Genomic DNA, 22,154 nt, shown 5'->3' on the forward strand with positions numbered 1-22,154 from the left:
GCCCGCCGTGGTCACGCGTCGACGAAGGCCCGCACGAGGCCTTCGAACAGGCGGCGGCCATCGGTGCCGCCCTGCGCCGCCTCGATGGCGCGCTCCGGGTGCGGCATCATGCCGAGCACGTTGCCGGTTTCGTTGACGATGCCCGCGATGCGGCGCTGCGCGCCATTCACGTCCTCGGCGTAGCGGAAGACGACGCGGCCCTCGCCCTCGATCCGGTCGAGCGTGTCCGTGTCCGCAAAATAGTTGCCGTCGTGGTGTGCGACGGGAATGTGGATCGTTTCGCCCGCCTTGTAGGCCGACGTGAACGCCGTCTGCGTGTTCTCGACCGTCAGCGGCACGTCGCGGCACACGAAATCGAGCCCGGCGTTGCGCATCAGCGCGCCCGGCAGCAGCCCGGTTTCGGTGAGTACCTGGAAGCCGTTGCAGACGCCGAGCACGAAGCGGCCCTGCTCGGCGGCGCGCTTCACCGCGGCCATGATCGGCGACTGCGCCGAAATGGCGCCGGTGCGCAGGTAGTCGCCGTAGGAGAAGCCGCCCGGAAGCGCGATCACGTCCACGTCGGGCAGCACGGTTTCGCGGTGCCAGACCATCGCGGGCGCACGTCCCGTCACCTCGCGGAGCGCGACCGCCATGTCACGGTCGCAGTTGCTGCCGGGGAAGACGATGACCGCGCTCTTCATCTCAGGCGATCTCGATCCGGTAGTTCTCGATCACGGTGTTGGCGAGCAGCTTGCGGCACATCTCCTCGATGCGCGCCTCGCTGGTGCCGTCGGCGAGTTCGAGCTCGATGAACTTGCCCTGCCGCACGTCCTGCGCCTCGTCGAACCCCAGGGATTCGAGCGCGTGGCAGATTGCCTTGCCCTGCGGATCAAGGACGCCGTTTTTCAGCGTGACATAGACTTTGGCTTTCATGGCGCGCCTTATGGCGCTCCCGGCGCCGCGCCGCAACGCCCAAAATCGCGGGCGCGTGGGCGCATGTGAGGGTTTTGTTAAGCCTGTGTGCCTATGGTTATGGCTGGGTCATTCTGAGGTCGGGGTCTGGGGCAACGTGGACTATCTCGCCATTGCCTTGTTCGTGGTGCTGTTCGCGACCGCCGAGAATTTCGTCGGCGGCTACATCTTTCCGTGGCTGACACACGATCAGGAGGTACAGCTCGCGCTTGTCGCGTCGTTCCTGTTCGGCATCATTTCCGCCTGGCGAAAGGACGGCTGATGGGCCTTCTCGCCGCCTCCATGTTCGTGGCGCTGTTCGTCTATTACGAGGACATCCTCGGCCAGATGCGCGGCTCGAACCTGCACATCGCGCTGTTCTGCGCGTTTCTGTTCGGCATCATCTGCGGATATCAGGTCAAGAAGAAGCGCGCCAAGCGGCGCTGATGTCTTCCGCGGAGGAAGGAAGGGCGAGCCCTGCGGCCCGCCCACCCTGTCATGCCGCCTTGCGCCGCCGTGCAAAGCCAAGCCCTGCAACGCCGAGGCCGAAGAGCGCGAGCGCTGCCGGTTCAGGAACATCGACCGGCAGATCGAGCGAGCTCACGCGCAGCTGCAGGCCGTTAAAGGGCGCTGTCCCGGTGCCGTTGTAGTACCATGTGTCGCCGACGGTGCCGGAGGCGTCCTGCGCGCCGACCGTGAGATCCGCGGGCAGCGCGCCGAGCGGACCGTAGGTAAACGTGATGTCCTCTATACCGTTGACGCCGATCCAAATCTGGAACGTATAGGTCTGGGCGCTGCCGAACCCGTGCACACCGGCCCAATCGCTGACGAGCCAAGTGTTTACCCCGTCGGTCAGCGTCGCAATGCGGAAAGCCCCGCCCAGGCCAAAATCAAGATCGGTCCAGAAGGGGGCCAGGATATTCTTGGGAGAGGAGGCGTCAGGCAAGGCGGTGTTGGCAAAAGAACTGTCCGCGCTCGTGCCGCCGCCGACCTTGAGATAGCCGTTGCTGGATATCCCCACGCTGCCCCATGTTTCTCCTCCAAAGACAAACGAGGGGGTCGTGAAATTGACGATGCTCTCGTCGCCCATCCCCGCGGTGGGCGCGATGCCGAAAACTGAAAGAGGGAGATAGCCGCCAGCGGGGCTGTCACCAGGCTCAATGGAAATGCTCGGCATGGCCAAGGCCGGAGATGCGGTCAGTACGACAAACGCCACGGGCGCCAGAATTCTGGATACGTTCATTTCAAGCCCCTTCCCTGTTATGGGAAAGTTCATGCAAGAAAAGGACCAGCAGACAAAATCAATGACTTGGCGAAAACGCTGCTGAAAAGTGTAAAGAAAAGCAGACAGGCCGAAGCCTGTCAGCTGTCTTTCTTGCCGCGAGCCTTGCGGTGCTCGTCGAGGTCGAGGACCGTGGAGACCGAGCCTTCGGGGAGCAGGCCGAAGCGGCGCGCGACTTCCTGATAGGCTTCCACCTCGCCGCCGAGATCGCGGCGGAAGCGGTCCTTGTCCAGCTTCTCGTTCGTGGTGCTGTCCCACAGGCGGCAGCCGTCCGGGCTGATCTCGTCGGCAAGGATGATGCGGCTGTAGTCGCCATCCCACAGGCGGCCGAACTCCAGCTTGAAGTCGATGAGGCGGATGCCGACACCGGCGAACAGGCCGGACATGAAGTCGTTGATGCGGATCGCCATGTCGGCGACGTCGTGCATCTCTTCCTGCGTCGCCCAGCCGAAGCAGGCGATGTGCTCGTCGGTGATCATCGGGTCGCCGAGCGCGTCGTCCTTGTAGTAATATTCAAGGATCGTGCGGGGCAGCGGCGTGCCTTCCTCGATACCGAGGCGCTTCGAGATCGAGCCGGCGGCGACGTTGCGCACCACGACCTCGACCGGGATGATTTCCACCTGCCGCACGAGCTGCTCGCGCATGTTGAGGCGGCGGATGAAGTGCGTGGGGATGCCGATCTGGCCGAGCAGCGTGAAGATATGCTCGGAGATGCGGTTGTTGAGCACGCCCTTGCCGCTGATCGTGCCCTTCTTCTGGGCATTGAACGCGGTCGCGTCGTCCTTGAAATACTGAATGATGGTGCCGGGTTCCGGCCCTTCGTACAGGATCTTGGCCTTGCCTTCGTAAATCTGGCGGCGGCGGGACATCGGCGGACCTTCTCGATTCGGAGTCTGAAAAAAGCACCGCCCCGGTTCGCACCGGCTGACTGGCGCGTGCCCGAGGCGGGGAAACACACCACCCGCCATAGCGGAAGCCTGCCGGGCTGACAATGCAAGCGCTTTGGGTCAGCACTCCGGGCAAGCGCTCGGGGAAGCGGCTCAGACCGCGCCGAGCGCCATGATGATGAGCATGAACAGGGTGAGCACGACGATCGCGAACATCGAGAGCAGGAGCGTTCGCGCGAGTGCGCCGCCGACGCTGAGGCCGTAGGCGCCCTTCAGCTGCACGAACATGTGGACGGGCGGCACGAACGTGCTGATCGCCATCGCGCTGCCGAAGCTGATGAGGCCGATGCGTGCGAGCAGCACGGCGAACACGAACAAAAGCGACATGAACGACAGCGAATAGAGCGTGAAGACTGCGTGATCATAAAGGCGCGCGCTGCGCCGGAAGGGGAAGAGCAGCCACACGAACGGCAGCGACAGTGGCACCAGCAGGAACGAGAACTTATAGGCGGACTGCTGCATCTTGTAGAACAGCAGCTCGGGGTTCCTCAGCGCCTTCCTGAGCTTCGCATCGAGGCCGGGGTTGCCGGTGTTGACGGTCGGGGACTCCTTGTCGACGACCTTCGTGAGCGCCTCCCGCCAGTCCGGCGGCTGTGGCGCATCGGGGTTTTCCGGGTCGCGCGGCACGACGCCCATGGTGCCGAGCGTCGCCTTCATGATGCCGATCTCGGTGCGCAGTTCGTTGATCTGGGCTTTGAGCTCCGCGGCCTCGCCGGGCACCGGCTTCGGCTTTGCCCTTGCGACGGCCAGCTTCGCCTCGAGCGCGTTCAGCTTCTCCGTCTCGGTGACGAGCTCCTGCTGCGCCGCCTCGACGCTCTTGGGATCGAGATGCACCGCGTCCGCAAGGTTGACGTTGGGCCCGCCGACCATGGCGAAGGTGAAATACATCACGAACACGGTAAACAGGAACATCGAGAAGGGCGCGACGTAGCGGGCGCGCTTCCCCTCCACATAGTCGCGGGTCAGCGTGCCGGGACGCGTCACCAGCATCGGCAGGGTGCGCCAGCCCTTGCTGTCGAAGTGCAGCACGCCGTGCATGATGTCGTGGAAGATATGGCCGATCGACCGCGGAAGATGCGCGCTTTGCCCGCATTCGTGGCAGTAATGGCCGACGATGGGGGTGTCGCAGTTCGGGCAGATCGTCTGTACGTCGCCCGCTTTGCCGTCCTCACCATCGAGCGCGGAGGCCACGAGGCCGCCCGCGATCAGGGTGCCCGCCGCATCGATCTCGCCGCTCATCGCTTCCCGCCCCGCCTGCCTGAATGTCCGCCCGGCAAGTTTCGGCGCAAAAGCTGCGACGATCAAGCGTGCTGCTTGCAGTTGAACCGGGTGCGGTGCCTCTCTATCTAGGCCCCGATAACCCGGCTTGCCAGCCAAGGAAGGACACACGCCCGTCATGACCAATCTCAACGACCGCGAAAAGGCTTTCGAGAATCGCTTCGCGCGCGATGCCGAGCTGCAGTTCAAGGTCACGGCGCGGCGCAACCGCCTGCTCGGCAACTGGGCGGCGGAAAAGCTGGGGCTGACGACGGCCGAGGCCGATGCCTATGCGCGCGAGGTTGTGGCCGCCGACTTCGAGGAAGCCGGCGACGACGACGTGTTCCGCAAGGTCTACGGCGACCTGACCGCCAAGGGCGTGGAGGTTTCCGAGCACGAGGTGCGCCGCGCGATGGAGGAAAAGCTCGTCGAGGCGCGCCGCCAGTTCATCGAGGAAGTTTGAGGGCCGCGCGATGCCGATGGACGCAGGCGCGATCGAAGGGATGATCCGCACGGCGCTGCCGGATGCGGTGGTGGAGATCACCGACCTTGCCGGCGACGGCGATCATTATGCGGCGCGCGTGGTCTCGGAGGCCTTCCGGGGCCTGCCGCGCGTTCGCCAGCACCAGATGGTCTATGCGGCGCTCGGCGGCCGCATGGGCGGCGAACTGCACGCCTTGCAGCTGACCACCGAGGTTCCGGCCTGAGCCGGACGAGGAGCAACACATGACCGATATCAACACCCGAATCGCCGAGAAGGTGAACGGCAGCGACGTCGTGCTGTTCATGAAGGGCACGCCGCTGTTCCCGCAGTGCGGCTTTTCGAGCCGCGCCATCGCCATCCTCGAGCATCTCGGCGTCGAATACGACAGTGCCGACGTGCTACAGGATGCCGAGCTTCGGCAGGGCATCAAGGCGTTCAGCGACTGGCCGACGATCCCGCAGCTCTATGTGAAGGGCGAGTTCGTGGGCGGCAGCGACATCATGATGGAAATGTTCGAATCAGGCGAGCTGCACGATCTGCTCGCCGAAAAGGGCGTTCCGCACGCCGCCTGAACCGGTGTTTTTCAATAAGGGGGATGATGCGTGGCGCTAGCGATCGGCAAGGCCTGGACCGACACGATCGCTGACGTGCAGCGCCGCTTCGGCGAGTTTGCGCTGCCGGCCGCCGCCTTCGTGTTCATGCCCTCGCTGCTGATCGCGCGCTTCGCCGATGAAAAGGCGCTCGGCGAGCAGAATGCCCAGCTCGCGCAGGCCGTGGGCGGGCTTATCGGCGTGATCGGGCAGGCCGCGATCGTGCTGCTGGTGCTGTTTCCCAGCATCGACGCCGGGTCGGCGATTCGCCGTGCCGTGGGCCTGACGCCCCGCATCGTCCTTGCCAGCCTTGCCGTTGTCGTTGTCTTCATGCCGGTCGGCGTCATGTATCTGGCGGGTTTGCAGCAGGCGTCGACGGCGACGGGCGCACTTCTGCTCCTGCTCACGGGGGTCGCGGTCTATTTCGCGCTGCGCCTGTCGCTGCTGGCGGCGATCATCGCGGGCGAGAATGCGCGCGCGGCCGATGCGCTGCGCCGCAGCTGGGCGATGACCGCGGGCAACGTTGGCCGCATTTTCGCGATTTTCGCGGTGTTCGTGCTGATCTTCGCGATCCTGAGCGGCCTTGTCGGCGCGATCGGGCTCGCCGCCACGGGCGGCACGCCGGAAGACCCCTCCTTCCTCACCGAGCTTCTGATCTCGATCGTCGGCGCCGTGTTCAGCGTCTTCGTCTCGGTGCTGTCCGCCAATATCTACCGCCAGCTGGCGGCTTAGCGTCCCGGTTTCACTCCCACGTCGCCACCGGCGGCAGGCTCATCAGGATCGCGTCGATGTTGCCGCCGGTCTTGAGGCCGAACAGCGTCCCCCGGTCGTAGACGAGGTTGAACTCCGTGTAGAGCCCCCGGTAGGCGAGCTGCCGGGCGCGGTCTTCCGCGGTCCAGTCCTCATGCATGTGGCGGCGGACAAGCTCCGGGTAGGTGCCGAGGAACGTTTCGCCGACGTCGCGCGTGAAGGCGAAGTCCGCGTCCCAGTCGCCGCTTGCGAGCTGGTCGTAGAAAATGCCGCCCTGCCCGCGCGCCACGTTCCGGTGCTTGATGAAGAAATACTCGTCGCACCATGCCTTGAAGCGCGGGAAGTAGTCGGGGTCGTGCCGGTCGCAGCTGGCCTTGAAGGCGGCGTGCCAGTCGGCGGTGTCCGCCTCCACGGGAATCGGCGGGTTGAGGTCCGCGCCGCCGCCGAACCACGCTTTCGTGGTGACGAGGTAGCGCGTGTTCATGTGAACGGCGGGCACATGCGGGTTCACCATGTGCGCGACGAGGCTGATGCCTGTGGCAAAAAAGCGCGGGTCTTCGGCCGCGCCGGGGATCGTTTTTGCAAACTCGGGATCGAACGCGCCGTGGACGGTGGAGATGTTGACCCCGACCTTCTCGAACACGCGGCCCTTCATCACCGACATCGTGCCGCCGCCTCCGGGGGCGCCCGAATGATCGGCGCGCTCCCAGCTCCTGCGTTCGAATCGGCCGGGCGCGGCATCGCCGCCAAGATCGTCCTCAAGCGCCTCGAAAGCCGCGCAGATGCGGTCGCGAAGGGTTCGGAACCAATCGGCTGCGGCTGTCTGGCGGGCGTCGAAAGTCGTCATTGGGGAGAGAATCCTGTTTGTCTGAGGGCCTCGCCCGCCACCATCGCGGCGGCAAGCGCGACGTTCAGCGAGCGCAGGCCCGGCTTCATCGGGATGCGGACACGAAGCGCGGCGGCTTCGTGCACGAAATCGGGGGCGCCCACCGTTTCCTGACCTACCACCAGCACGTCGCCCGGCAGGTAGGTCGCGTCGGTATAGGGCATCGCGGCCTTGGTCGTCAGCAGCACGCGGCGGCCGGGCACATCTTCCTGAAACGCTGCCCAGTCGGCGTGGATATGGATGTCGGCGTGCTCGAAATAGTCCATCGCACTGCGGCGAAGCGCCTCACGTCCCAGCGGAAAGCCGCACGGGCGGATGATGTCGACAGGAAGGCCGAGACACGCGCCCATCCGCACCAGCGTGCCGACGTTGGGCGGCAGATCGGGCTGGAAAAGGGCGATGCGCATGGCGCCTTGCGCTAGCCCAGCCATGCCTCGACAGCAATGCGCCAATTTTGACCATTGCGGCCAAGGGGCATCGGCGGCTATCAGGCGCCCAAGCATCGAACCTAAGGGGGCGTTCGGGCGGAGCCTGCCCGAATATCTCCCGCGCGCGGGGTTAGTGAATGACGACAGTCGAAGACACCACCGGTCATCCGATCACCGATGAAGGCGTGCGCCGCCGCGACTTCATCCATGTCGCAACCGGCGCCTTTGTGGGCGTCGGCGCTGCGGCGGCCGCCTGGCCGCTCGTGGACCAGATGAATCCGTCCGCCGACGTGCTGGCGCTCGCCTCGATCGAGGTCGATCTCGCACCGGTCGCGGTCGGGCAGGCGATCAAGCTCAACTGGCGCGGCAAGCCCGTGTTCGTGCGCAACCTGACGCCCACCGAGATCGCCGAGGCGAACAAGGTGCCGGTTTCGGACCTGCGCGACCCGCAGACGCTCGCCGAGCGCACCAAGGAAGGCAAGGCGAACTGGCTGATCACGCTCGGCGTCTGCACCCACCTCGGCTGCGTGCCGCTTGGTGCCGCGGAAGGCGAGAATCGCGGCGACTACGGCGGCTACTTCTGCCCCTGCCACGGTTCGCACTACGACACCGCGGCGCGTATCCGCAAAGGCCCGGCACCGAAGAACCTCGAAGTGCCCGAGTACGCCTTCACGTCCGACACGCGCGTTCAGATTGGATAACCGGCGATGAGCTTTCCCTGGGCAAACCACTATCAGCCGAAGCACCCGTTCATGCAGTGGCTGGATTCGCGCCTGCCGCTGCCGCGCCTCGTCTACAACAGCGTCGGCGCTGGCTATCCGGTGCCGCGCAACATCAACTACTGGTGGAACTTCGGCGTTCTTTCGGGCCTTGCGCTGCTGATCCAGATCGTCACGGGCATCGTGCTTGCGATGCACTTCGGCGCGAACACGCTCGTCGCCTTCGATTCGGTCGAGCACATCATGCGCGACGTGAACTACGGCTGGCTGCTGCGCTATGCGCACGCCAACGGGGCGAGCTTCTTCTTCATCGTGGTCTACATCCACATTTTCCGCGGGCTCTACTACGGCAGCTACAAGGCGCCGCGCGAGCTCGTGTGGATGCTCGGCGTCGTCATCCTGCTGCTGATGATGGCCACGGGTTTCATGGGCTACGTGCTGCCGTGGGGCCAGATGAGCTTCTGGGGCGCGACCGTCATCACCAACCTGTTCTCGGCCATTCCGGTGGTCGGCGACAGCATCGTGACGCTGCTGCTCGGCGGCTTCGCGGTCGATAACGCCACGCTCAACCGCTTCTTCAGCCTGCACTACCTGCTGCCGTTCGTGATCGCGGGCGTCGTCATCCTGAAGATCTGGTCGCTGCACATCCCAGGTTCGAACAACCCGGCGGGCATCGACGTGAAGGGCCCGGCGGATACGCTGCCGTTCCACCCCTATTTCACCGCGAAGGACCTGTTCGGCGCGGGCGTCTACCTGATCGTCTTCTCGGTGTTCGTGTTCTTCCTGCCGAACTATCTCGGTCACCCGGACAACTACATCCCGGCGAACCCGATCTCGACCCCGGCGCACATCGTTCCCGAATGGTACTTCTGGCCGTTCTACGCGATCCTGCGCGCCTTCACGGTGGACTTCATCCTGCCGGCGAAGCTTTGGGGCGTGCTCGCGATGTTCGCGGCGATCCTGCTGCTGTTCTTCCTGCCGTGGCTCGACGGCTCGAACGTCAAGTCGAACCGCTTCAAGCCGGTTTCGAAGCAGCTGTTCTGGGTGCTGATGTTCGACCTGCTCATCCTCGGCATCTGCGGCGGCAAGCCGGCCGAAGAGCCGTGGGTGCGGATCAGCCAGATCGCGTCGATGTATTACTTCGCGCACTTCCTCATCATCCTGCCGATCGTCTCGCGCATCGAGCGGCCGCTCCCGCTGCCCAACTCGATCGCCGAAGCCGTGCTCGGCAAATCTGAACCCGCGCCCGCCAACGCGGCGCAGCCGGCCGAATAAGGGACACGACGTCATGGTTCGTCTTTTCGGAATCGCCATCGGCGCCGTTTTCTGCGTGGTCCTGCTGTTCGCGGCGCTCTCGCCCCGCGAAGCGACGGAAGTTGATCCGACGCTCGCGTTCCACGAGCACCCCAAGAAGGTGCACTGGTCGTGGGACGGCCCGATCGGACTCGGCGTGTTCGGCGGCTACGACCGCGTTCAGCTGCAGCGCGGCTTTCAGGTCTACAAGGAAGTCTGCTCGGCCTGCCACAGCCTGAACCGCATCGCGTTCCGCAACCTCGGCGAGATCGGCTTCTCAGAGGCCGAAGTGAAGGCGATCGCCAAGAACTGGACGCACGAAGTGCCGACGATCAATGCGGACACGGGCGAGGCCGCAACCCGCACGGCGGTCCCGTCGGACAAGATTCCGCTCGTGTACGCGAACGAGATCGCCGCGCGTGCCGCGAACAACAACGCGCTGCCGCCCGACCTCTCGCTGATCACCAAGGCGCGCCCTGACGGTTCGAACTACGTCTACTCGCTGCTCAGCGGCTTCGCGGACGTGCCGGCGAACTTCCCGGCGGACCGCCGCCCCGAGGCGCCGCTCCACTACAACCCCTACTTCCACAGCCTCGCGATCGCGATGGCACCGCCGCTCAGCGCGGGCCAGGTGACGTACGCGGAAGGCCAGCCGGAAGCGACCGTTGACCAGATGTCGCAGGACGTCGCGGCGTTCCTCACCTGGGCGGCCGAGCCGAAGCTCGAAGCGCGCAAGCGGGCGGGCGTGGGCGTGATCGCCTTCCTGCTGATCCTGACGACGCTGGCCTACCTCAGCTATCGCAGGGTCTGGGCGGGCATCAAGCACTAGGCCCGGTACCGGGCGATGGGGGGCAAGCTCGGCATCATCGGCGGCAGCGGGCTCTATGCCTTGGGCTCGCTCAGCGATGTCGCATGGCGCGCTGTCGATACGCCTTTCGGCGCGCCTTCCGATGAATTGCTGTTCGGGCGGCTCGGGCAGGCGGACCTCGTCTTCCTGCCCCGCCACGGCCGCGGTCACCGGCTGACGCCCTCTGAAGTTCCCTACCGCGCCAACATCGCCGCGCTGAAGGCGGCGGGCTGTACGCACGTGCTGTCGCTGTCGGCCTGCGGCTCGTTCAAGGAAGCGCTCAGCCCCGGCACGTTCGTGCTCGTCGACCAGTTCGTCGATCGCACGCGTGGGCGGACGAAATCGTTCTTCGGAAATGGCATCGTCGCGCACGTCAGCCTTGCCGATCCTGTATGCGGCCCGCTCGGCGCGCGCGTCGCGGACGCGGCGAAGGCGCTCGGCATTCCGTTCGTTTCGGGCGGCACGTATCTCGCGATGGAAGGCCCGCAGTTCTCGACGCGCGCCGAATCGCGGGCGTACGTCGCGGCTGGCTTCGACGTGATCGGCATGACCAACATGCCCGAGGCCGCGCTCGCCCGCGAGGCGGAGCTTTGCTACGCGAGCGTCGCGATGGTGACGGACTACGACAGCTGGCGCCCGGCCGAGGAGGGCGCGAACGTCGCCGATATTCTGGAAGTGATGCACGGCAACAGTGCCAATGCACGCGCGCTCGTCGCGGCGGTCGCGGCCGCGTGGCCCGCCGCACCGGCGGCATGTCCGCAGGGCTGCGACCATGCGCTCGACCATGCGATCATCACCGATCCGGCGCTGTGGCCGGCGCCGGTGGTGGAGACGCTGCGCGGCGTTGCGGGCCGGGTGCTCAAATGAGCGAGCGGAACGCCGACCCCAATGCTGACCTGCGTGCGCTGGTTCGCACGATTCCCGATCATCCGAAGCCCGGCATCCTGTTTCGCGACATCACCACGCTGCTGCTCGATCCCGCAGGCTTTGCAGCCACGATCGACCGGATGGCGGACACGGTGGCGGGGCCCTTCGATCTCATCGCCGGCATCGAGGCGCGTGGCTTCGTATTCGCCGCCGCGCTCGCACACCGGCTGAACGCGGGCGTGCTGCTCATCCGCAAGCGCAACAAGCTCCCCGGTGCGGTGATCGGCGTCAACTACGCGCTCGAGTACGGCGAGGATCGGGTGGAGATGCACGCGGACGCCTGCGCGCCCGGCGCGCGCGTGCTGCTCGTCGACGACCTGATCGCCACGGGGGGCACCGCCATCGCCGGCGCCGAACTCATCCGCCGCGCGGGCGGTGTCGTCGCGCAGGCGGCATTCGTGATCGACCTGCCCGACCTTGGCGGTGCGGACCGGCTACGCGCCGCGGGCGTGGAGCCCGTGACGCTGATGGCGTTCGAAGGCCACTAGGGCCGCTCGCCATTCAGCTCTGACGGCCTGCAAATGGCGGCTCTCCGGGCTTCCGGTGCTCAGGTGCCTTTAGTACGCTCCGCTCCGGGTCACGGAAATCCACCATTTTCGGCACGCATCTTCCGAATGGCGAGTGGCCCTACGCCTTTAGGCGGGTCGCCGACGTACGAGCCCGACCGATTTCATGGTCATCACCGGCTCATCGTTCTGATTGAACACGGTGAGGTCGCTGTGCACCGAGCCCATGTCCTGCCGGGTACGCGAAGGGCGGACCTCGGTGACGACGGTTTCCACGCGCAGCGTGTCCCCCGGATAGACCGGCTTCAGCCAGCGGAGCTGGTCGACGCCGGGAGAGCCGAGCCCGGCGTGGCGGTTTGCCGTGAGATTGTCCACGATCATGCGCATCGTCATCGCGCACGTGTGCCAACCGCTTGCGGAAAGGCGGCCGAAGTACGTTTTTGCAGCGGCCTCATCGTCGAGATGGAAAGGCTGCGGATCATACTGCGAGGCGAAATCGATCACGGCCTCGCGCGTCACGGCATAGCTGCCGAAAGCGGCGTGATCGCCGACGTTCATGTCTTCAAGATACTTCATGGTATCCGTCATAGCGCACCGTTCCTTTGGGCAAAGTCACACTTTGGATGGGGTCAGTCCGCCGGCTTCAGGATCGGAGACAACGTTTCGGCGCGCCCATCGCTGCCTGCGATGGGCGCGATGCCGACGAGGCGGGCGAGCAGCGGATAGACATCGACATTGTCGAAGACCGGGAGTGCGGCGCCAGACGTGATCGCGGGGCCTGCCGCGATGAACACCGCCGCCATATCGGGCTCCGCGGGATCGTAACCGTGCATACCCTTCAGGATATGCTCGCGGTCGCGTGCCTGGATCGCCCAGCCGCTTGCCGCAAGGCACAGGAATTCGGGGACACGCGGGTTCTTGCCGTAGGCGAAGCGCGCGGGAAGCGTGCCTTTGCGCCAGCACTGCATGTGGTCGTGCGGCGCGAGCAGCGTCGCGGCGACCGCGCCGTCCTTGCCGGGCAGGGCATTGACGCCGGAGAGCGGCCCTTCGGTGACGATGGTGCCGACATCCGGTGCGATCATGCGGTCGATGCGGATGACGCGCTCGTCGGCGGTGGCGCCCATGCCGTGATCGGAGACGAGGACGATGTTCGCGGGCTGGCCGAGCGCCTTCAACCCGGCGACGAGTTCACCGACGTGGCGGTCGACTTCAGCGAACGCGGCGGTGGTTTCGGGCGCGTCGGGGCCGAGCTCGTGGCCCGCGGTGTCGACGGTGTCGAAATAGAGCGTGACGAAGCGCGGGCGGATCGCGGCGGGGCGGCGCATCCAGTCGAGCACGGTGTTGATGCGCTGCGTGCCGCTCACCGCCTTGTCGTAGCGCAGCCAGTCCTGCGGGCGCGTGCCGTGGATGGCGACTTCGGAGCCGGGCCAGAACATCGTACCGGTGCGGATACCTGCCTTCTCGGCCGTCACCCAGATCGGCTCGGCCTCGTCCCACCAGAACGGATCGAGCGACTGGCGCGGATCGCCGAGCGTGAAGCGCACGTCGGGACGGCGCGCGTCGACCATCGTGTTGTCGACGATGCCGTGGCGGTCGGGGCGAAGCCCGGTGACGAGGCTATGGTGATTCGAGAAGGTGAGCGAGGGAAACGAGGGGCGCATCGATGCCTTCACGCCTGAGGCGGCGAGCGCGTTGATGTTGGGCGAGACGCCGCGGTCCAGATAGTCGGGCCGCAGCCCGTCGACCGAGATGAGGATCGTGACCGGTGTCCGCGCTTCCACCGCGATCGCGGCGACGGGGCGCTGCGTGCCCGCACAGGCGGACAGGACGAGGACGGAGAATGCGGCAAGCAGGGTACGGAGGCGATTGTGCATCCTGCCTATCTCCCTTGTTCCCGTGACCGGCGGATGACTAGACGTTGAAGCGGAAGTGGAGGACGTCGCCGTCCTTCACCAGATACTCCTTGCCTTCGAGACGAAGCTTGCCCGCTTCCTTCGCGCCGTGCTCGCCGCCGAGGCTGGTGAAATCATCGTAGGCGATGGTTTCGGCGCGGATGAAGCCCTTTTCGAAATCGGTGTGGATCACGCCCGCTGCGTTGGGGGCGGTGGCGCCCTTTTCGACCGTCCACGCGCGGGCTTCCTTGGGGCCGACGGTGAAGAAGGTGATGAGGTGCAGGAGATCGTAGCCGGCGCGGATGACGCGGGCGAGGCCGGTTTCTGTGAGCCCGAGGTCCGAGAGGAAGTCGGGGCGGTCGGCCGGGTCCATCTGGCTGATCTCGGCCTCGATGGCGGCGGAGATGACGACACTCGCCGCGCCTTCCGCCTTCGCCTTGGCGGCGACCTTTTCGGAAAGCGCGTTGCCGGTCGCGGCTTCGTCTTCGCCGACGTTGCAGACGTAGAGCACGGGCTTCGCTGTAAGGAGCTGCGCCTGCGCGAGCACGCGGGCTTCCTCCTCGTCCTTTGGCTCCACCATGCGCGCGGGCTGACCCTCTTTCAGCACGTCGAGCGCACGGCCGAGCACGGCACCGGCGACCTTCGCCTCCTTGTCGCCGCCCTGGCCCTTCTTCACGAGCGCGGGTACGCGGCGTTCGAGGCTTTCGATGTCGGAGAGCATCAGCTCGGTCTCGACGGTTTCGGCGTCGGCGATCGGATCGACGCGGCCGTCGACGTGCGTGATGTCGCCGTTCTCGAAGCAGCGCAGCACGTGGACGATGGCGTCCACCTCGCGGATGTTGCCGAGGAACTGGTTGCCGAGGCCTTCACCCTTCGAGGCACCGCGCACAAGGCCGGCGATGTCGACGAAGGCGAGCTGCGTTTCGATGATCTTCTGCGAGCCGGCGATCTCGGCGAGCTTGTAGAGGCGCGGATCGGGGACAGGCACCTGCCCGACGTTGGGCTCGATCGTGCAGAACGGGAAGTTCGCCGCGGCGGCGGCGGCCGTTTCGGTGAGCGCATTGAAAAGCGTCGACTTGCCGACGTTGGGCAGGCCCACGATACCGCACTTGAAACCCATCAGATCAGGCCTTTCCGTTCGTTTGCAGCGCGAGCGCCACGTCGCTCATGAAGCGCGCGTCGTCCCCCGCCGCCAGCCACTTCGCCTCGCGCGCGATGGCGCCGAGGAGGTCGGCGAGCGGCTCTATTTCCGTCTTCGCGTAGTTGCCGAGCACATGGCCCGTCACCCGCGCCTTCTCGCCCGGGTGGCCGATGCCGATGCGCACGCGGCGAAAATCTTCGCCGATGTGCGCGGCGATCGAGCGGATACCGTTGTGGCCCGCCGCGCCGCCGCCCGTCTTCACCTTTACCTTCATGGGCGCAAGATCAAGTTCGTCGTAGAACACCGTCACGTCGCCGGTCGACAGCTTGTAGAAGCGTATCGCCTCGCCGACGCTGCGGCCGCTGTCGTTCATGAAGGTCTGCGGTTTCAAGAGCAGAACGCGCTCGGTGCCGATGCGGCCGTCCGCGATCAGTCCCTTGAACTTCTTCGTCCACGGGCCGAAGCGATGGACATCGGCGATGGTATCGGCAGCCATGAAGCCGACGTTGTGCCGGTGAAGCGCATACTCGCTCCCCGGATTGCCGAGGCCGACGAACAGCTGCATCGCGCGTAGAAACGCCCGGCGCGAAGGCCGGGCGTCCTAGAGTCAGGCGGCGCCTTCGGCGGCGGCCGCTTCGCTGTCCTCGGTCGAGCGCAGCGCCGACGGGGCAACGATGGTCGCAACCGTGAAGTCGCGGTCGTCGATCACCGGCTTTGCGCCGGCCGGCAGCTTGAACGCCGAGATGTGGATCGATTCGCCCACATCGAGGCCCTTCAGCGAGGCGACGAGATCGTCGGGGATCGCATCGGCCGGGCAGATCAGCTCGACTTCGTGGCGGACGATGTTGAGCACCGCGCCGCGCTTGATGCCGGGCGACTCTTCTTCATCGGTGAAGCGCACCGGAACCGCGACCGTGACGCGCGCATTCTTGGACAGGCGCAGGAAGTCGACGTGGATCGGACGGTCGGTGACGGGGTGGAACTGCACGTCGCGGGGCAGCGTGCGTTCGGCCTTGCCGCCGATCTCGATCTCGACCACCGAGTTCAGGAAATGGCCCGTCTGCAGCATCTTGACGAGGGCTTTCGCCTCGACATGGACCTGCACGGGTTCCTTCTTGTCGCCGTAAATCACGGCGGGTACGCGGCCTTCGCGACGGATTGCACGGGAGGCTCCCTTGCCTGCCCGGTCGCGCGCTTCAGCCGCGAGCTTCAGCGCTTCACTCATCTGTATCTCTCCATTTTCTCAATCCCCGCGGCCGCCTCCAGGGATGACCAGCCGCTCGGGAAGCGGTGCCCCTACACGCCGAAGCGCGGAAATGCAAGGGATTCGGGGTTAGAGTCTGAGACAGAGATTCACGTTTCAGGCTGAAGAAGCCTGAAACGATCGCGGTCTAGTTGAGACGCTCCACCTTCAGCCCCTTGGCCTCCAGCATCGACTGTACGCTGTCCTTGCCCGCGAGGTGTCCGCTACCGACGGCGACGAACACGGTGCCGGGCGTGGTTTCGAGGCGCTTCTCGATCCAGTTCGCCCAATTGAGGTTGCGATCGGTGAGCAGGCGCTTTGCGAGGCCCGGCGAATCGCGCGTGTCGTCCTCAAGCAGCTCGGCGACGGCATCGACATCGCCTGCCTGCCAGCTTTTCACCGCGCTTTTGATGACGGCGTCGATGTCCGTGATGTCGTCGAGCGAGTTGACGAGGAGCGTGCGCTGCTCGGCCTCGGGCAGCGTGTCGAAGAAACCGAGCTGCTCGGTCATCGTCTCCAGCCCTTCGATCCGCTTGCGCTGCGCGGCGGCGCGCGTGGAAAGCTGATATTCTACGCCGCCCTCGATGCCGTAGCCGAGTTTCTGGATGCGCGCGGTGGAGAGCGACATCGTGGCGAGCCAGGTTTCCATCGCATCGAGCGCGGGGCCCGGAACGCCGGCGTGGGTGATCGCGGCGGCAAGCTCGGCGCGGTCGTCCGCCGGCACGCGCTCGGCGAGCGGCGGCAGGCCGGGCGTGTAGCCCATCTTGAGGATGATCGGTGTCGTTACCTTCGCGTCGTTGGTGCCGAGCACCTCGAGCACGAGCGTGTCGGAGGCGTCGAACGCCTTCGCGATCGGAGGCATCAGCCACTGCGTGCCCTCGGGCAGCATGTGGATCGTGCCGAACAGGTAGATCGTCGTGTCGGCGTCCTTCACCGCCCACAGCGCCGGGCCCTTGCCCGATGCGGCAGCGGCTTCGGCGTTCGGGGCAGACGCCTTTTCCTTTGCGGTGCCCGGCGCTTCCGACGTGCAGGCGACCAGCATCGCCGCCGCTGCGAGCGCTCCCAATATGCGACCCATCATGTCTATCCCGTCCGGTTTTCGTGGTGCCTGCCCTAAGACAGGCCGTCTGTCGGAGGGATTAACGCGTGGCGGCGGCCTTGTAACGGTCCTTGAGCAGGCGCTTGTAGAGTTTGCCCGTGTCGTGTCGCGGCAGTTCCGCCTCGAAATCGATGGAGCGCGGGCATTTGACATGGCTGAGGTTCGCGCGGGCGAAGGCGATGAGTTCGGCTTCCAGCGCCGGGCCGGCGTCCGCCCAGTCGCGCGGCTGCACGACGGCCTTCACCTCTTCGCCCATCTCCTCGTGGGGAATGCCGAACACCGCGACGTCCGACACCTTGGGGTGCATGACGAGCACGTTTTCGGTTTCCTGCGGATAGACGTTCACGCCGCCGGTGATGATCATGTAGGCGGCGCGGTCGGTGAGGAAGAGGTAGCCGTCCTCGTCGAGGTAGCCGATGTCGCCGAACGTGGCGCCGTGCTCCGGGTGCTGGGCGCTTTTCGTCTTCTCGGGATCGTTGTGATAGGCGAACGCGCCGCCGCCGGCGAAATAGATGCGGCCTTCGCGGCCGGGCGGCAGCGCATTGTCCTCCTCGTCGAGGATGCGGATCTCGCCGACGAGCGAGCGGCCGACCGTGCCGGGCTTCTTCAGCCATTCCTGCGGGCTCACCGCGCAGAAGCCGGTGCCTTCGGTGGAGGCGTAATATTCGTAGATCGTCTCGCCCCACCAGTCGATCATGCGGCGCTTGACCTCCACGGGGCAGGGCGCGGCGGCGTGGATCGCGACCTTGAGGCTGGAAAGATCGTGCTGCGTGCGGATGTCATCGGGCAGCTTCAACATCCGCACGAACATCGTCGGCACCACCTGCGTATGCGTGATGCCGTATTGCTCGACGAGCGCGAGATAGCGCTCGGGGTCGAACTTTTTCATCACGATGAGCGTCCCGCCCGCGCGGTGCACCGACATCGAATAGCGCAGCGGCGCGGCATGATAGAGCGGTGCGGGCGACAAATAGATCATGTCGGCGTCGAAGCCGTAAAGCATCTTCGAGATCATGAAGAGCGGGCTCACCTCGTCGAGCGGCCCTTCGGGAAGCGGCCCGATCACGCCTTTGGGGCGGCCGGTGGTGCCCGACGAATAGAGCATGTCGCGGCCCTGCGATTCGTCGGCGATGCGCGTGTCCGGCATCGCGGCGACGGCTGCGCCGAAATCCTCGAAGCCTGGAATCGCGCCGCCCACGGCAAAGCGCGGGCCGGGCACTTCGAGCCGTGCCGCGATGTCGGCGAGGCCGGGGCTGGCGAACAGCATCCGCGCACCGGAATCGGTGAGGATATACTGCGCCTCATCCAGCCCGAGCTTGGTCGACATCGCCGTGAACACGATGCCGGACCGCTGCGCACCCCAGCAGATCGGGATGAACTCCAGGCTGTTTTCCATCATCAGCGCGACCACGTCGCCGCGCTTCAGGCCGTGCGCGCGGATGAGCTGCGCGACCCGGTTGGATAGAGCTTCAAGTCCCCCGTAGGTGAGCGTTTCGCCCGTCTCGGCGATGATGATCGCGGTTTTTTCAGGGGTCTCTTCGGCAAAAACATGTGGATGCATGATGGTTTTGGTCCTCCCGGTCCCAAGGCTATCAAAAGCTGTTGCACAAAGACACGCTGGCGGCTTCGTCAGGTTGTCGGGCATGGGCCTGACCATTGACGACGGCAGGGCTTGGCCCTATCCGCCACTAAGCGTTTCGAAGCGCCAGGGAGGCGGTATCGTGCGGCGTTCCGGTGGCCCGAGTGGGGTGGGCTTCTGGTCATGCGCGGTGCCGTTGGCAGTATCTGAAAGGGCCCCATGAGCACGTTCCGCGTCACTTCGTCGTTTATCGCCAGCGTTTCCCTGATCGCGCTTGCCGCCGGGCCGGCCGCCGCGGCGGATCTGACCGTTACGGGCACGCGCAACACGGCGATCACCACATCGAATGCGAACAGCGGCCCGGGCAACGTCATCGTCGACGGCACCGTCGACGTTTCGAGCGGCACGGCGATCACGGTCGATTCCAGCAACAGCGTGACAGTGAACGCTTCGCGCACGGTGAAGACGACGACGCAGTCGAACGGCACCGGCGTCGCGGTGGTGACGCCCGGTGGCGGGCTTTCGGGTACGATCACCAACAACGGCACGATCCAGGTGACGGGCACCGGCGCGAGCGACGCGGTCGGCACCAACAACGTCGGCCTGCTGATCGGCGGCACGGGCACGTTCACCGGCAACGTGGTGAGCGGCGCAGCCAGTTCGATCACGGTGGGCGGCACGGACTCCTACGGTGTTTCCGTGACCTCGCGGCTCAACGGCAACCTCGGCGTGAACGGCGTTTCGGTGACGGGCGCGCGCTCCACAGCGGTTTCCGTGTCCGGCGAGGTCACCGGCAACGTGAAGGTGACGGGCGGCGTTTCTTCGATCGGCGCGGACGGCGCTGCGCTCGCGGTCACCGGCACGGTCGGCGGCGGCATCGCGAACGCGGGCACCATCGCCACCGGACAGTCGCAGACGACGAGTTCGGACGGAACCGTCGTTCCCGCCGTGGCGGGCAAGGCGAGCGTGCTCATCTCGGGCACGGTCGGCGGCGGCTTCGTCAACGATCGCTACTATGTGGACGCCGACGGCAACCGCGTCGCACCGGCCGATGTCGATACCACCAAGCACACGCTCGTCGCGGGCACGATCGCGGCGATCGGCGGCGCGCCGGCGATCCTCGTGTCGCCCGGCACCACCGGCACGGCGAACACCGTCGTCGGCAATGTCGGCACGGGTGCGGACGCCTACGGCATCGTCAACCGGTCGGTGGTCACGGTGAGCGGTAGCACTGCGGGCCGCGAGACCGACGCGATTCGCGTCACGGGCGGCAACGGCTTCACGGCGAGCGTCGGCGGCGGCATCAACAACCAGTCGAGCGCCAGCATCAGCGCCTCCGCGATCGATGCGTCAGCAAGCGGCATCCGCGTCGGTGACGGCGGCATCGCCCCCGATATCGTGAACGGCGGCCGCATCACCGTGCGCGGCAACCGCACCGCGAACAGCGACGGCACCTTCGGCGTGGGCGGCAACGCATACGGCATCCGCGTCGATTCGGGCGCGGCGGTGAATAGCGTGACGAACAGCGGCACGATCCAGGTGACGGCGAACGGCAACAACCGGACCGCCTACGGCATCTATTCGGCCGGGAACGTCTCCACGATCACCAACAGCGGCACGATCGACGCGACGGGCTTCAGCGGCGAAAACGTCGCCGCTTACGCGATCGATACTTCGGCGAGCGCCACGGCCGTCACGCTGAACAACTCGGGTACGATCGACGGCGCGGTTCGCCTCGGGGCCGGCAGCGACACGATGAACGTCACGGGCGGGACGATCACCGGCGCCATCAGCTTCGGCGGCGGCACCAACGCGCTCAACATCAGCGGCGGCACGGTTTCCGGCGGCCTCTCCGCGACCGGCGGCACGCTTGCGCTCGGCATGACCGGCGGCACGCTCGACCTTACGGGGCAGGACAACCTTGCGCTCCAGAGCCTGAACGCATCCGGCGCTTCGAAGATCATCCTCGACGTCGGCACGGATTTCACCGGCATCGACGTTGCGGGCGCGGCGAGCTTCACGGGCACGAGCACGATCCAGCTCAACATCACCGATCTTCTGGCGGGCGAGCGGACGATCAATGTTGTCAGTGCCGGCGGCGGCCTCACCACCGACCACCCGGGCACGATTCTCACCGCCGACAGCGTGCCCTATATCTACGCCGTCGACGACGTGACCGTGGACGCGGACTCGATCAGCATCGATCTGCGGCGCAAGGGCGGCAGCGAGTTGGGCCTCAGCAGCGAATACAGCAAGATCTACGAAGCTTCGATCGGCGCGCTTGCCGAGGAGCAGGCGCTGACGAGCGCGGTGAATGCGCTTCGCGACGAAGCCTCCGTGCAGGCTGCTGTACGCCAGATGACGCCGACGACGTTCGGCAGCGCCGCGGCGCGCGTGCTGATCGCCAATCAGGACGCCGGCTTCGGCGTGCTCGGCCACCGGATGCAGACGATCCGCCAGTCGTTCCACGGCGGCGGCATCGACGCGGTGGAGCGAGCACGCTTCGGCGTGTGGATCCAGCAGACCGGCAACTTCTTCAGCAAGAAGGAGCGGGACAACGATCCGGCCTTCGACGGCAACTCCTACGGCCTCACCGTCGGCGGCGACCTTCTCATGGGCGAAAAGGCGGCGGTCGGCGTCGGTCTCAGCTACATTTCGAGCGAGATCGATCCGGACGGGCTTTCGGACAGCCCGCTCGTCGTGAAGAACCTGCAGGGCGACATCTACACGACGATCCGGTTCGGCCGCGTGTTCGTGGATGCGACCGCGGGCTATGCGATGAACGACTATCGCAGCCGCCGCGTCATCACCTTCGGCGGGTTGGACCGCGAGGCGGAGGCGAAGTTCTCGGGCTCTCAGCTTTCGGGCAACCTCACCGTCGGCTACGAAATGCCGCTCGGCAAGCGGCTGCGGGTCACGCCCAGCAACAACATCAATTTCCTGAAGGTGAAGCAGGACGGCTACACCGAAGACGGCGCCGATGCGCTCAACCTCGATATCGAAAGCGTGTCTTTCGACCTCGTGCGCGGCACATCGAAGCTGGCGCTCGGCTACGGCATCCCGCTCGGCGACGGCGAGCTGTGGCTGGAGATGCGCGGCGCCTACATCTACCGCCTCGCCGGCGATCAGGTGATCGGTACGAAGGGCCAGTTCGTGGCGACGGGCGCGGCCTTCTACCTCGAATCGAAGTCCTCGCTCGACAGCGGCTGGCGCGCGGGCGCGAGCGCGAACTACATCGGCGGGCGCACGGCGCTTGGCGTGAACTACGACCGCGAAGGCGGCTCGGGCTACGCCAACGATGCGCTGACCATGTCATTGGCGATGCACTTCTGAAGACCGTGATGCTTGCCGGAA

At 66.0% G+C, this 22,154-nt stretch carries 26 protein-coding genes; 12 read left to right on the forward strand and 14 right to left on the reverse strand.

Annotation, left to right across the window (positions count from 1 at the left end):
• Nucleotides 1-11: 11 nt before the first annotated feature.
• Nucleotides 12-680, reverse strand: coding sequence for a phosphoribosylformylglycinamidine synthase subunit PurQ (gene purQ / locus ACFQ00_RS15735; RefSeq protein WP_381492890.1), 669 nt, complete (start codon nt 678-680; stop codon nt 12-14).
• A gap of 1 nt (nt 681) precedes the next feature.
• Entirely contained in the window at nt 682-912 is a 231-nt protein-coding gene (gene purS, locus ACFQ00_RS15740; RefSeq protein ID WP_121051114.1) for a phosphoribosylformylglycinamidine synthase subunit PurS, read from the reverse strand.
• A gap of 136 nt (nt 913-1,048) precedes the next feature.
• Between purS and ACFQ00_RS15745 the strand changes: the two genes are divergently transcribed.
• Together ACFQ00_RS15745 and ACFQ00_RS15750 are read left to right on the forward strand one after the other, a co-directional pair.
• Nucleotides 1,049-1,213 (forward strand): hypothetical protein, encoded by a 165-nt coding sequence (locus ACFQ00_RS15745; protein WP_381492893.1) that lies wholly within the window; start codon nt 1,049-1,051, stop codon nt 1,211-1,213.
• Nucleotides 1,213-1,377 carry a hypothetical protein gene (locus ACFQ00_RS15750; RefSeq protein ID WP_381492896.1) on the forward strand — a complete coding sequence of 55 codons (165 nt, stop codon included), beginning with the start codon at nt 1,213-1,215 and terminating at the stop codon, nt 1,375-1,377. The genes ACFQ00_RS15745 and ACFQ00_RS15750 overlap by 1 nt, the downstream gene beginning before the upstream one ends.
• 49 nt (nt 1,378-1,426) lie before the next feature.
• Here the strand turns inward: ACFQ00_RS15750 and ACFQ00_RS15755 are convergent, their stop codons facing one another.
• From ACFQ00_RS15755 to ACFQ00_RS15765, 3 genes are all read right to left on the reverse strand, one after another.
• Nucleotides 1,427-2,173 carry a PEP-CTERM sorting domain-containing protein gene (locus tag ACFQ00_RS15755; protein ID WP_381492899.1) on the reverse strand — a complete coding sequence of 249 codons (747 nt, stop codon included), beginning with the start codon at nt 2,171-2,173 and terminating at the stop codon, nt 1,427-1,429.
• Between the two features lie 119 nt (nt 2,174-2,292).
• A complete protein-coding gene (gene purC / locus ACFQ00_RS15760; RefSeq protein WP_374595762.1) occupies nt 2,293-3,081 on the reverse strand; it encodes a phosphoribosylaminoimidazolesuccinocarboxamide synthase in 789 nt (262 codons plus the stop codon).
• Between the two features lie 171 nt (nt 3,082-3,252).
• Complete coding sequence (locus ACFQ00_RS15765; protein WP_381492902.1) at nt 3,253-4,398, reverse strand: DUF3667 domain-containing protein; 1,146 nt, start codon at nt 4,396-4,398, stop codon at nt 3,253-3,255.
• 157 nt (nt 4,399-4,555) lie between these two features.
• Here ACFQ00_RS15765 and ACFQ00_RS15770 point away from each other — a divergent pair, with 157 nt between their 5' ends.
• The 4 genes from ACFQ00_RS15770 to ACFQ00_RS15785 are packed head-to-tail and all read left to right on the forward strand — an operon-like array spanning nt 4,556 to nt 6,222.
• Complete coding sequence (locus ACFQ00_RS15770; RefSeq protein WP_381492905.1) at nt 4,556-4,879, forward strand: DUF1476 domain-containing protein; 324 nt, start codon at nt 4,556-4,558, stop codon at nt 4,877-4,879.
• Nucleotides 4,880-4,889: 10 nt separating this feature from the next.
• The gene (locus tag ACFQ00_RS15775; RefSeq protein ID WP_374595759.1) at nt 4,890-5,123 is read left to right on the forward strand and encodes a BolA family protein; all 234 of its coding nucleotides are present in this window, start codon (nt 4,890-4,892) and stop codon (nt 5,121-5,123) included.
• A 19-nt stretch (nt 5,124-5,142) separates the two neighbouring features.
• Complete coding sequence (gene grxD / locus ACFQ00_RS15780) at nt 5,143-5,472, forward strand: Grx4 family monothiol glutaredoxin (RefSeq protein ID WP_374595758.1); 330 nt, start codon at nt 5,143-5,145, stop codon at nt 5,470-5,472.
• Nucleotides 5,473-5,502: 30 nt separating this feature from the next.
• Entirely contained in the window at nt 5,503-6,222 is a 720-nt protein-coding gene (locus tag ACFQ00_RS15785; RefSeq protein WP_381492910.1) for a hypothetical protein, read from the forward strand.
• 10 nt (nt 6,223-6,232) lie between these two features.
• On the opposite strand, the gene hemF is transcribed toward ACFQ00_RS15785, so the two are convergent.
• Both hemF and ACFQ00_RS15795 read right to left on the reverse strand, forming a co-directional pair.
• Nucleotides 6,233-7,087: an oxygen-dependent coproporphyrinogen oxidase gene (gene hemF / locus ACFQ00_RS15790; RefSeq protein WP_381492913.1), complete on the reverse strand. Its 855-nt coding sequence runs from the start codon at nt 7,085-7,087 to the stop codon at nt 6,233-6,235.
• Complete coding sequence (locus ACFQ00_RS15795) at nt 7,084-7,533, reverse strand: tRNA (cytidine(34)-2'-O)-methyltransferase (protein ID WP_381492916.1); 450 nt, start codon at nt 7,531-7,533, stop codon at nt 7,084-7,086. The genes hemF and ACFQ00_RS15795 overlap by 4 nt, the downstream gene beginning before the upstream one ends.
• Before the next feature lie 158 nt (nt 7,534-7,691).
• Here ACFQ00_RS15795 and petA point away from each other — a divergent pair, with 158 nt between their 5' ends.
• Genes petA through ACFQ00_RS15820 form a run of 5 tightly spaced genes read left to right on the forward strand, consistent with a single transcriptional unit; the run spans nt 7,692 to nt 11,828 of the window.
• Nucleotides 7,692-8,255: a ubiquinol-cytochrome c reductase iron-sulfur subunit gene (gene petA / locus ACFQ00_RS15800; protein ID WP_381492919.1), complete on the forward strand. Its 564-nt coding sequence runs from the start codon at nt 7,692-7,694 to the stop codon at nt 8,253-8,255.
• Nucleotides 8,256-8,261: 6 nt separating this feature from the next.
• Entirely contained in the window at nt 8,262-9,548 is a 1,287-nt protein-coding gene (locus tag ACFQ00_RS15805; protein WP_381492922.1) for a cytochrome b, read from the forward strand.
• 13 nt (nt 9,549-9,561) lie between these two features.
• Nucleotides 9,562-10,395, forward strand: a complete 834-nt coding sequence (locus tag ACFQ00_RS15810; RefSeq protein ID WP_381492925.1) for a cytochrome c1 — start codon at nt 9,562-9,564, stop codon at nt 10,393-10,395.
• 15 nt (nt 10,396-10,410) lie between these two features.
• On the forward strand, nt 10,411-11,280 hold the full coding sequence (locus ACFQ00_RS15815; protein WP_381492928.1) for an S-methyl-5'-thioadenosine phosphorylase: 870 nt from the start codon (nt 10,411-10,413) through the stop codon (nt 11,278-11,280).
• The gene (locus ACFQ00_RS15820) at nt 11,277-11,828 is read left to right on the forward strand and encodes an adenine phosphoribosyltransferase (protein ID WP_381492930.1); all 552 of its coding nucleotides are present in this window, start codon (nt 11,277-11,279) and stop codon (nt 11,826-11,828) included. Before ACFQ00_RS15815 ends, ACFQ00_RS15820 begins: the two co-directional genes overlap by 4 nt.
• A gap of 147 nt (nt 11,829-11,975) precedes the next feature.
• Here ACFQ00_RS15820 and ACFQ00_RS15825 read toward each other — a convergent pair whose 3' ends face one another.
• The 7 genes from ACFQ00_RS15825 to ACFQ00_RS15855 form a co-directional block, all read right to left on the reverse strand.
• Nucleotides 11,976-12,422 (reverse strand): MaoC family dehydratase, encoded by a 447-nt coding sequence (locus ACFQ00_RS15825; RefSeq protein WP_381493418.1) that lies wholly within the window; start codon nt 12,420-12,422, stop codon nt 11,976-11,978.
• Between the two features lie 53 nt (nt 12,423-12,475).
• Nucleotides 12,476-13,720, reverse strand: a complete 1,245-nt coding sequence (locus tag ACFQ00_RS15830) for an alkaline phosphatase family protein (protein ID WP_381492932.1) — start codon at nt 13,718-13,720, stop codon at nt 12,476-12,478.
• Between the two features lie 37 nt (nt 13,721-13,757).
• Nucleotides 13,758-14,858, reverse strand: coding sequence for a redox-regulated ATPase YchF (gene ychF / locus ACFQ00_RS15835; protein ID WP_381492935.1), 1,101 nt, complete (start codon nt 14,856-14,858; stop codon nt 13,758-13,760).
• 4 nt (nt 14,859-14,862) lie between these two features.
• Entirely contained in the window at nt 14,863-15,444 is a 582-nt protein-coding gene (pth, locus tag ACFQ00_RS15840; RefSeq protein WP_381492938.1) for an aminoacyl-tRNA hydrolase, read from the reverse strand.
• Nucleotides 15,445-15,486: 42 nt separating this feature from the next.
• Nucleotides 15,487-16,104 (reverse strand): 50S ribosomal protein L25/general stress protein Ctc, encoded by a 618-nt coding sequence (locus tag ACFQ00_RS15845; protein WP_374595747.1) that lies wholly within the window; start codon nt 16,102-16,104, stop codon nt 15,487-15,489.
• Between the two features lie 166 nt (nt 16,105-16,270).
• Nucleotides 16,271-17,203 (reverse strand): TraB/GumN family protein, encoded by a 933-nt coding sequence (locus tag ACFQ00_RS15850; RefSeq protein ID WP_381492941.1) that lies wholly within the window; start codon nt 17,201-17,203, stop codon nt 16,271-16,273.
• Nucleotides 17,204-17,261: 58 nt separating this feature from the next.
• Nucleotides 17,262-18,782, reverse strand: coding sequence for an AMP-binding protein (locus ACFQ00_RS15855; RefSeq protein ID WP_381492945.1), 1,521 nt, complete (start codon nt 18,780-18,782; stop codon nt 17,262-17,264).
• 237 nt (nt 18,783-19,019) lie between these two features.
• On the opposite strand from ACFQ00_RS15855, the gene ACFQ00_RS15860 reads away from it, so the two are divergent.
• Nucleotides 19,020-22,133 carry an autotransporter outer membrane beta-barrel domain-containing protein gene (locus ACFQ00_RS15860; RefSeq protein ID WP_381492949.1) on the forward strand — a complete coding sequence of 1,038 codons (3,114 nt, stop codon included), beginning with the start codon at nt 19,020-19,022 and terminating at the stop codon, nt 22,131-22,133.
• The last annotated feature ends 21 nt before the right edge of the window (nt 22,134-22,154 follow it).

This window comes from Sphingosinicella xenopeptidilytica (genome assembly GCF_042676985.1).
Classification (GTDB): domain Bacteria; phylum Pseudomonadota; class Alphaproteobacteria; order Sphingomonadales; family Sphingomonadaceae; genus Sphingosinicella; species Sphingosinicella xenopeptidilytica.

Bases quoted from the DNA above. Each gene is read 5' to 3' on its own strand.
- purQ (WP_381492890.1), bottom strand. From the start codon at position 680: ATGAAGAGCGCGGTCATCGTCTTCCCCGGCAGCAACTGCGACCGTGAC.
- purS (WP_121051114.1), bottom strand. From the start codon at position 912: ATGAAAGCCAAAGTCTATGTCACGCTGAAAAACGGCGTCCTTGATCCG.
- ACFQ00_RS15750 (WP_381492896.1), top strand. From the start codon at position 1,213: ATGGGCCTTCTCGCCGCCTCCATGTTCGTGGCGCTGTTCGTCTATTAC.
- ACFQ00_RS15755 (WP_381492899.1), bottom strand. From the start codon at position 2,173: ATGAACGTATCCAGAATTCTGGCGCCCGTGGCGTTTGTCGTACTGACC.
- purC (WP_374595762.1), bottom strand. From the start codon at position 3,081: ATGTCCCGCCGCCGCCAGATTTACGAAGGCAAGGCCAAGATCCTGTAC.
- ACFQ00_RS15765 (WP_381492902.1), bottom strand. From the start codon at position 4,398: ATGAGCGGCGAGATCGATGCGGCGGGCACCCTGATCGCGGGCGGCCTC.
- ACFQ00_RS15770 (WP_381492905.1), top strand. From the start codon at position 4,556: ATGACCAATCTCAACGACCGCGAAAAGGCTTTCGAGAATCGCTTCGCG.
- ACFQ00_RS15775 (WP_374595759.1), top strand. From the start codon at position 4,890: ATGCCGATGGACGCAGGCGCGATCGAAGGGATGATCCGCACGGCGCTG.
- grxD (WP_374595758.1), top strand. From the start codon at position 5,143: ATGACCGATATCAACACCCGAATCGCCGAGAAGGTGAACGGCAGCGAC.
- hemF (WP_381492913.1), bottom strand. From the start codon at position 7,087: ATGACGACTTTCGACGCCCGCCAGACAGCCGCAGCCGATTGGTTCCGA.
- ACFQ00_RS15795 (WP_381492916.1), bottom strand. From the start codon at position 7,533: ATGCGCATCGCCCTTTTCCAGCCCGATCTGCCGCCCAACGTCGGCACG.
- petA (WP_381492919.1), top strand. From the start codon at position 7,692: ATGACGACAGTCGAAGACACCACCGGTCATCCGATCACCGATGAAGGC.
- ACFQ00_RS15805 (WP_381492922.1), top strand. From the start codon at position 8,262: ATGAGCTTTCCCTGGGCAAACCACTATCAGCCGAAGCACCCGTTCATG.
- ACFQ00_RS15810 (WP_381492925.1), top strand. From the start codon at position 9,562: ATGGTTCGTCTTTTCGGAATCGCCATCGGCGCCGTTTTCTGCGTGGTC.
- ACFQ00_RS15815 (WP_381492928.1), top strand. From the start codon at position 10,411: ATGGGGGGCAAGCTCGGCATCATCGGCGGCAGCGGGCTCTATGCCTTG.
- ACFQ00_RS15820 (WP_381492930.1), top strand. From the start codon at position 11,277: ATGAGCGAGCGGAACGCCGACCCCAATGCTGACCTGCGTGCGCTGGTT.
- ACFQ00_RS15825 (WP_381493418.1), bottom strand. From the start codon at position 12,422: ATGAAGTATCTTGAAGACATGAACGTCGGCGATCACGCCGCTTTCGGC.
- ACFQ00_RS15830 (WP_381492932.1), bottom strand. From the start codon at position 13,720: ATGCACAATCGCCTCCGTACCCTGCTTGCCGCATTCTCCGTCCTCGTC.
- ychF (WP_381492935.1), bottom strand. From the start codon at position 14,858: ATGGGTTTCAAGTGCGGTATCGTGGGCCTGCCCAACGTCGGCAAGTCG.
- pth (WP_381492938.1), bottom strand. From the start codon at position 15,444: ATGCAGCTGTTCGTCGGCCTCGGCAATCCGGGGAGCGAGTATGCGCTT.
- ACFQ00_RS15845 (WP_374595747.1), bottom strand. From the start codon at position 16,104: ATGAGTGAAGCGCTGAAGCTCGCGGCTGAAGCGCGCGACCGGGCAGGC.
- ACFQ00_RS15850 (WP_381492941.1), bottom strand. From the start codon at position 17,203: ATGATGGGTCGCATATTGGGAGCGCTCGCAGCGGCGGCGATGCTGGTC.
- ACFQ00_RS15855 (WP_381492945.1), bottom strand. From the start codon at position 18,782: ATGCATCCACATGTTTTTGCCGAAGAGACCCCTGAAAAAACCGCGATC.
- ACFQ00_RS15860 (WP_381492949.1), top strand. From the start codon at position 19,020: ATGAGCACGTTCCGCGTCACTTCGTCGTTTATCGCCAGCGTTTCCCTG.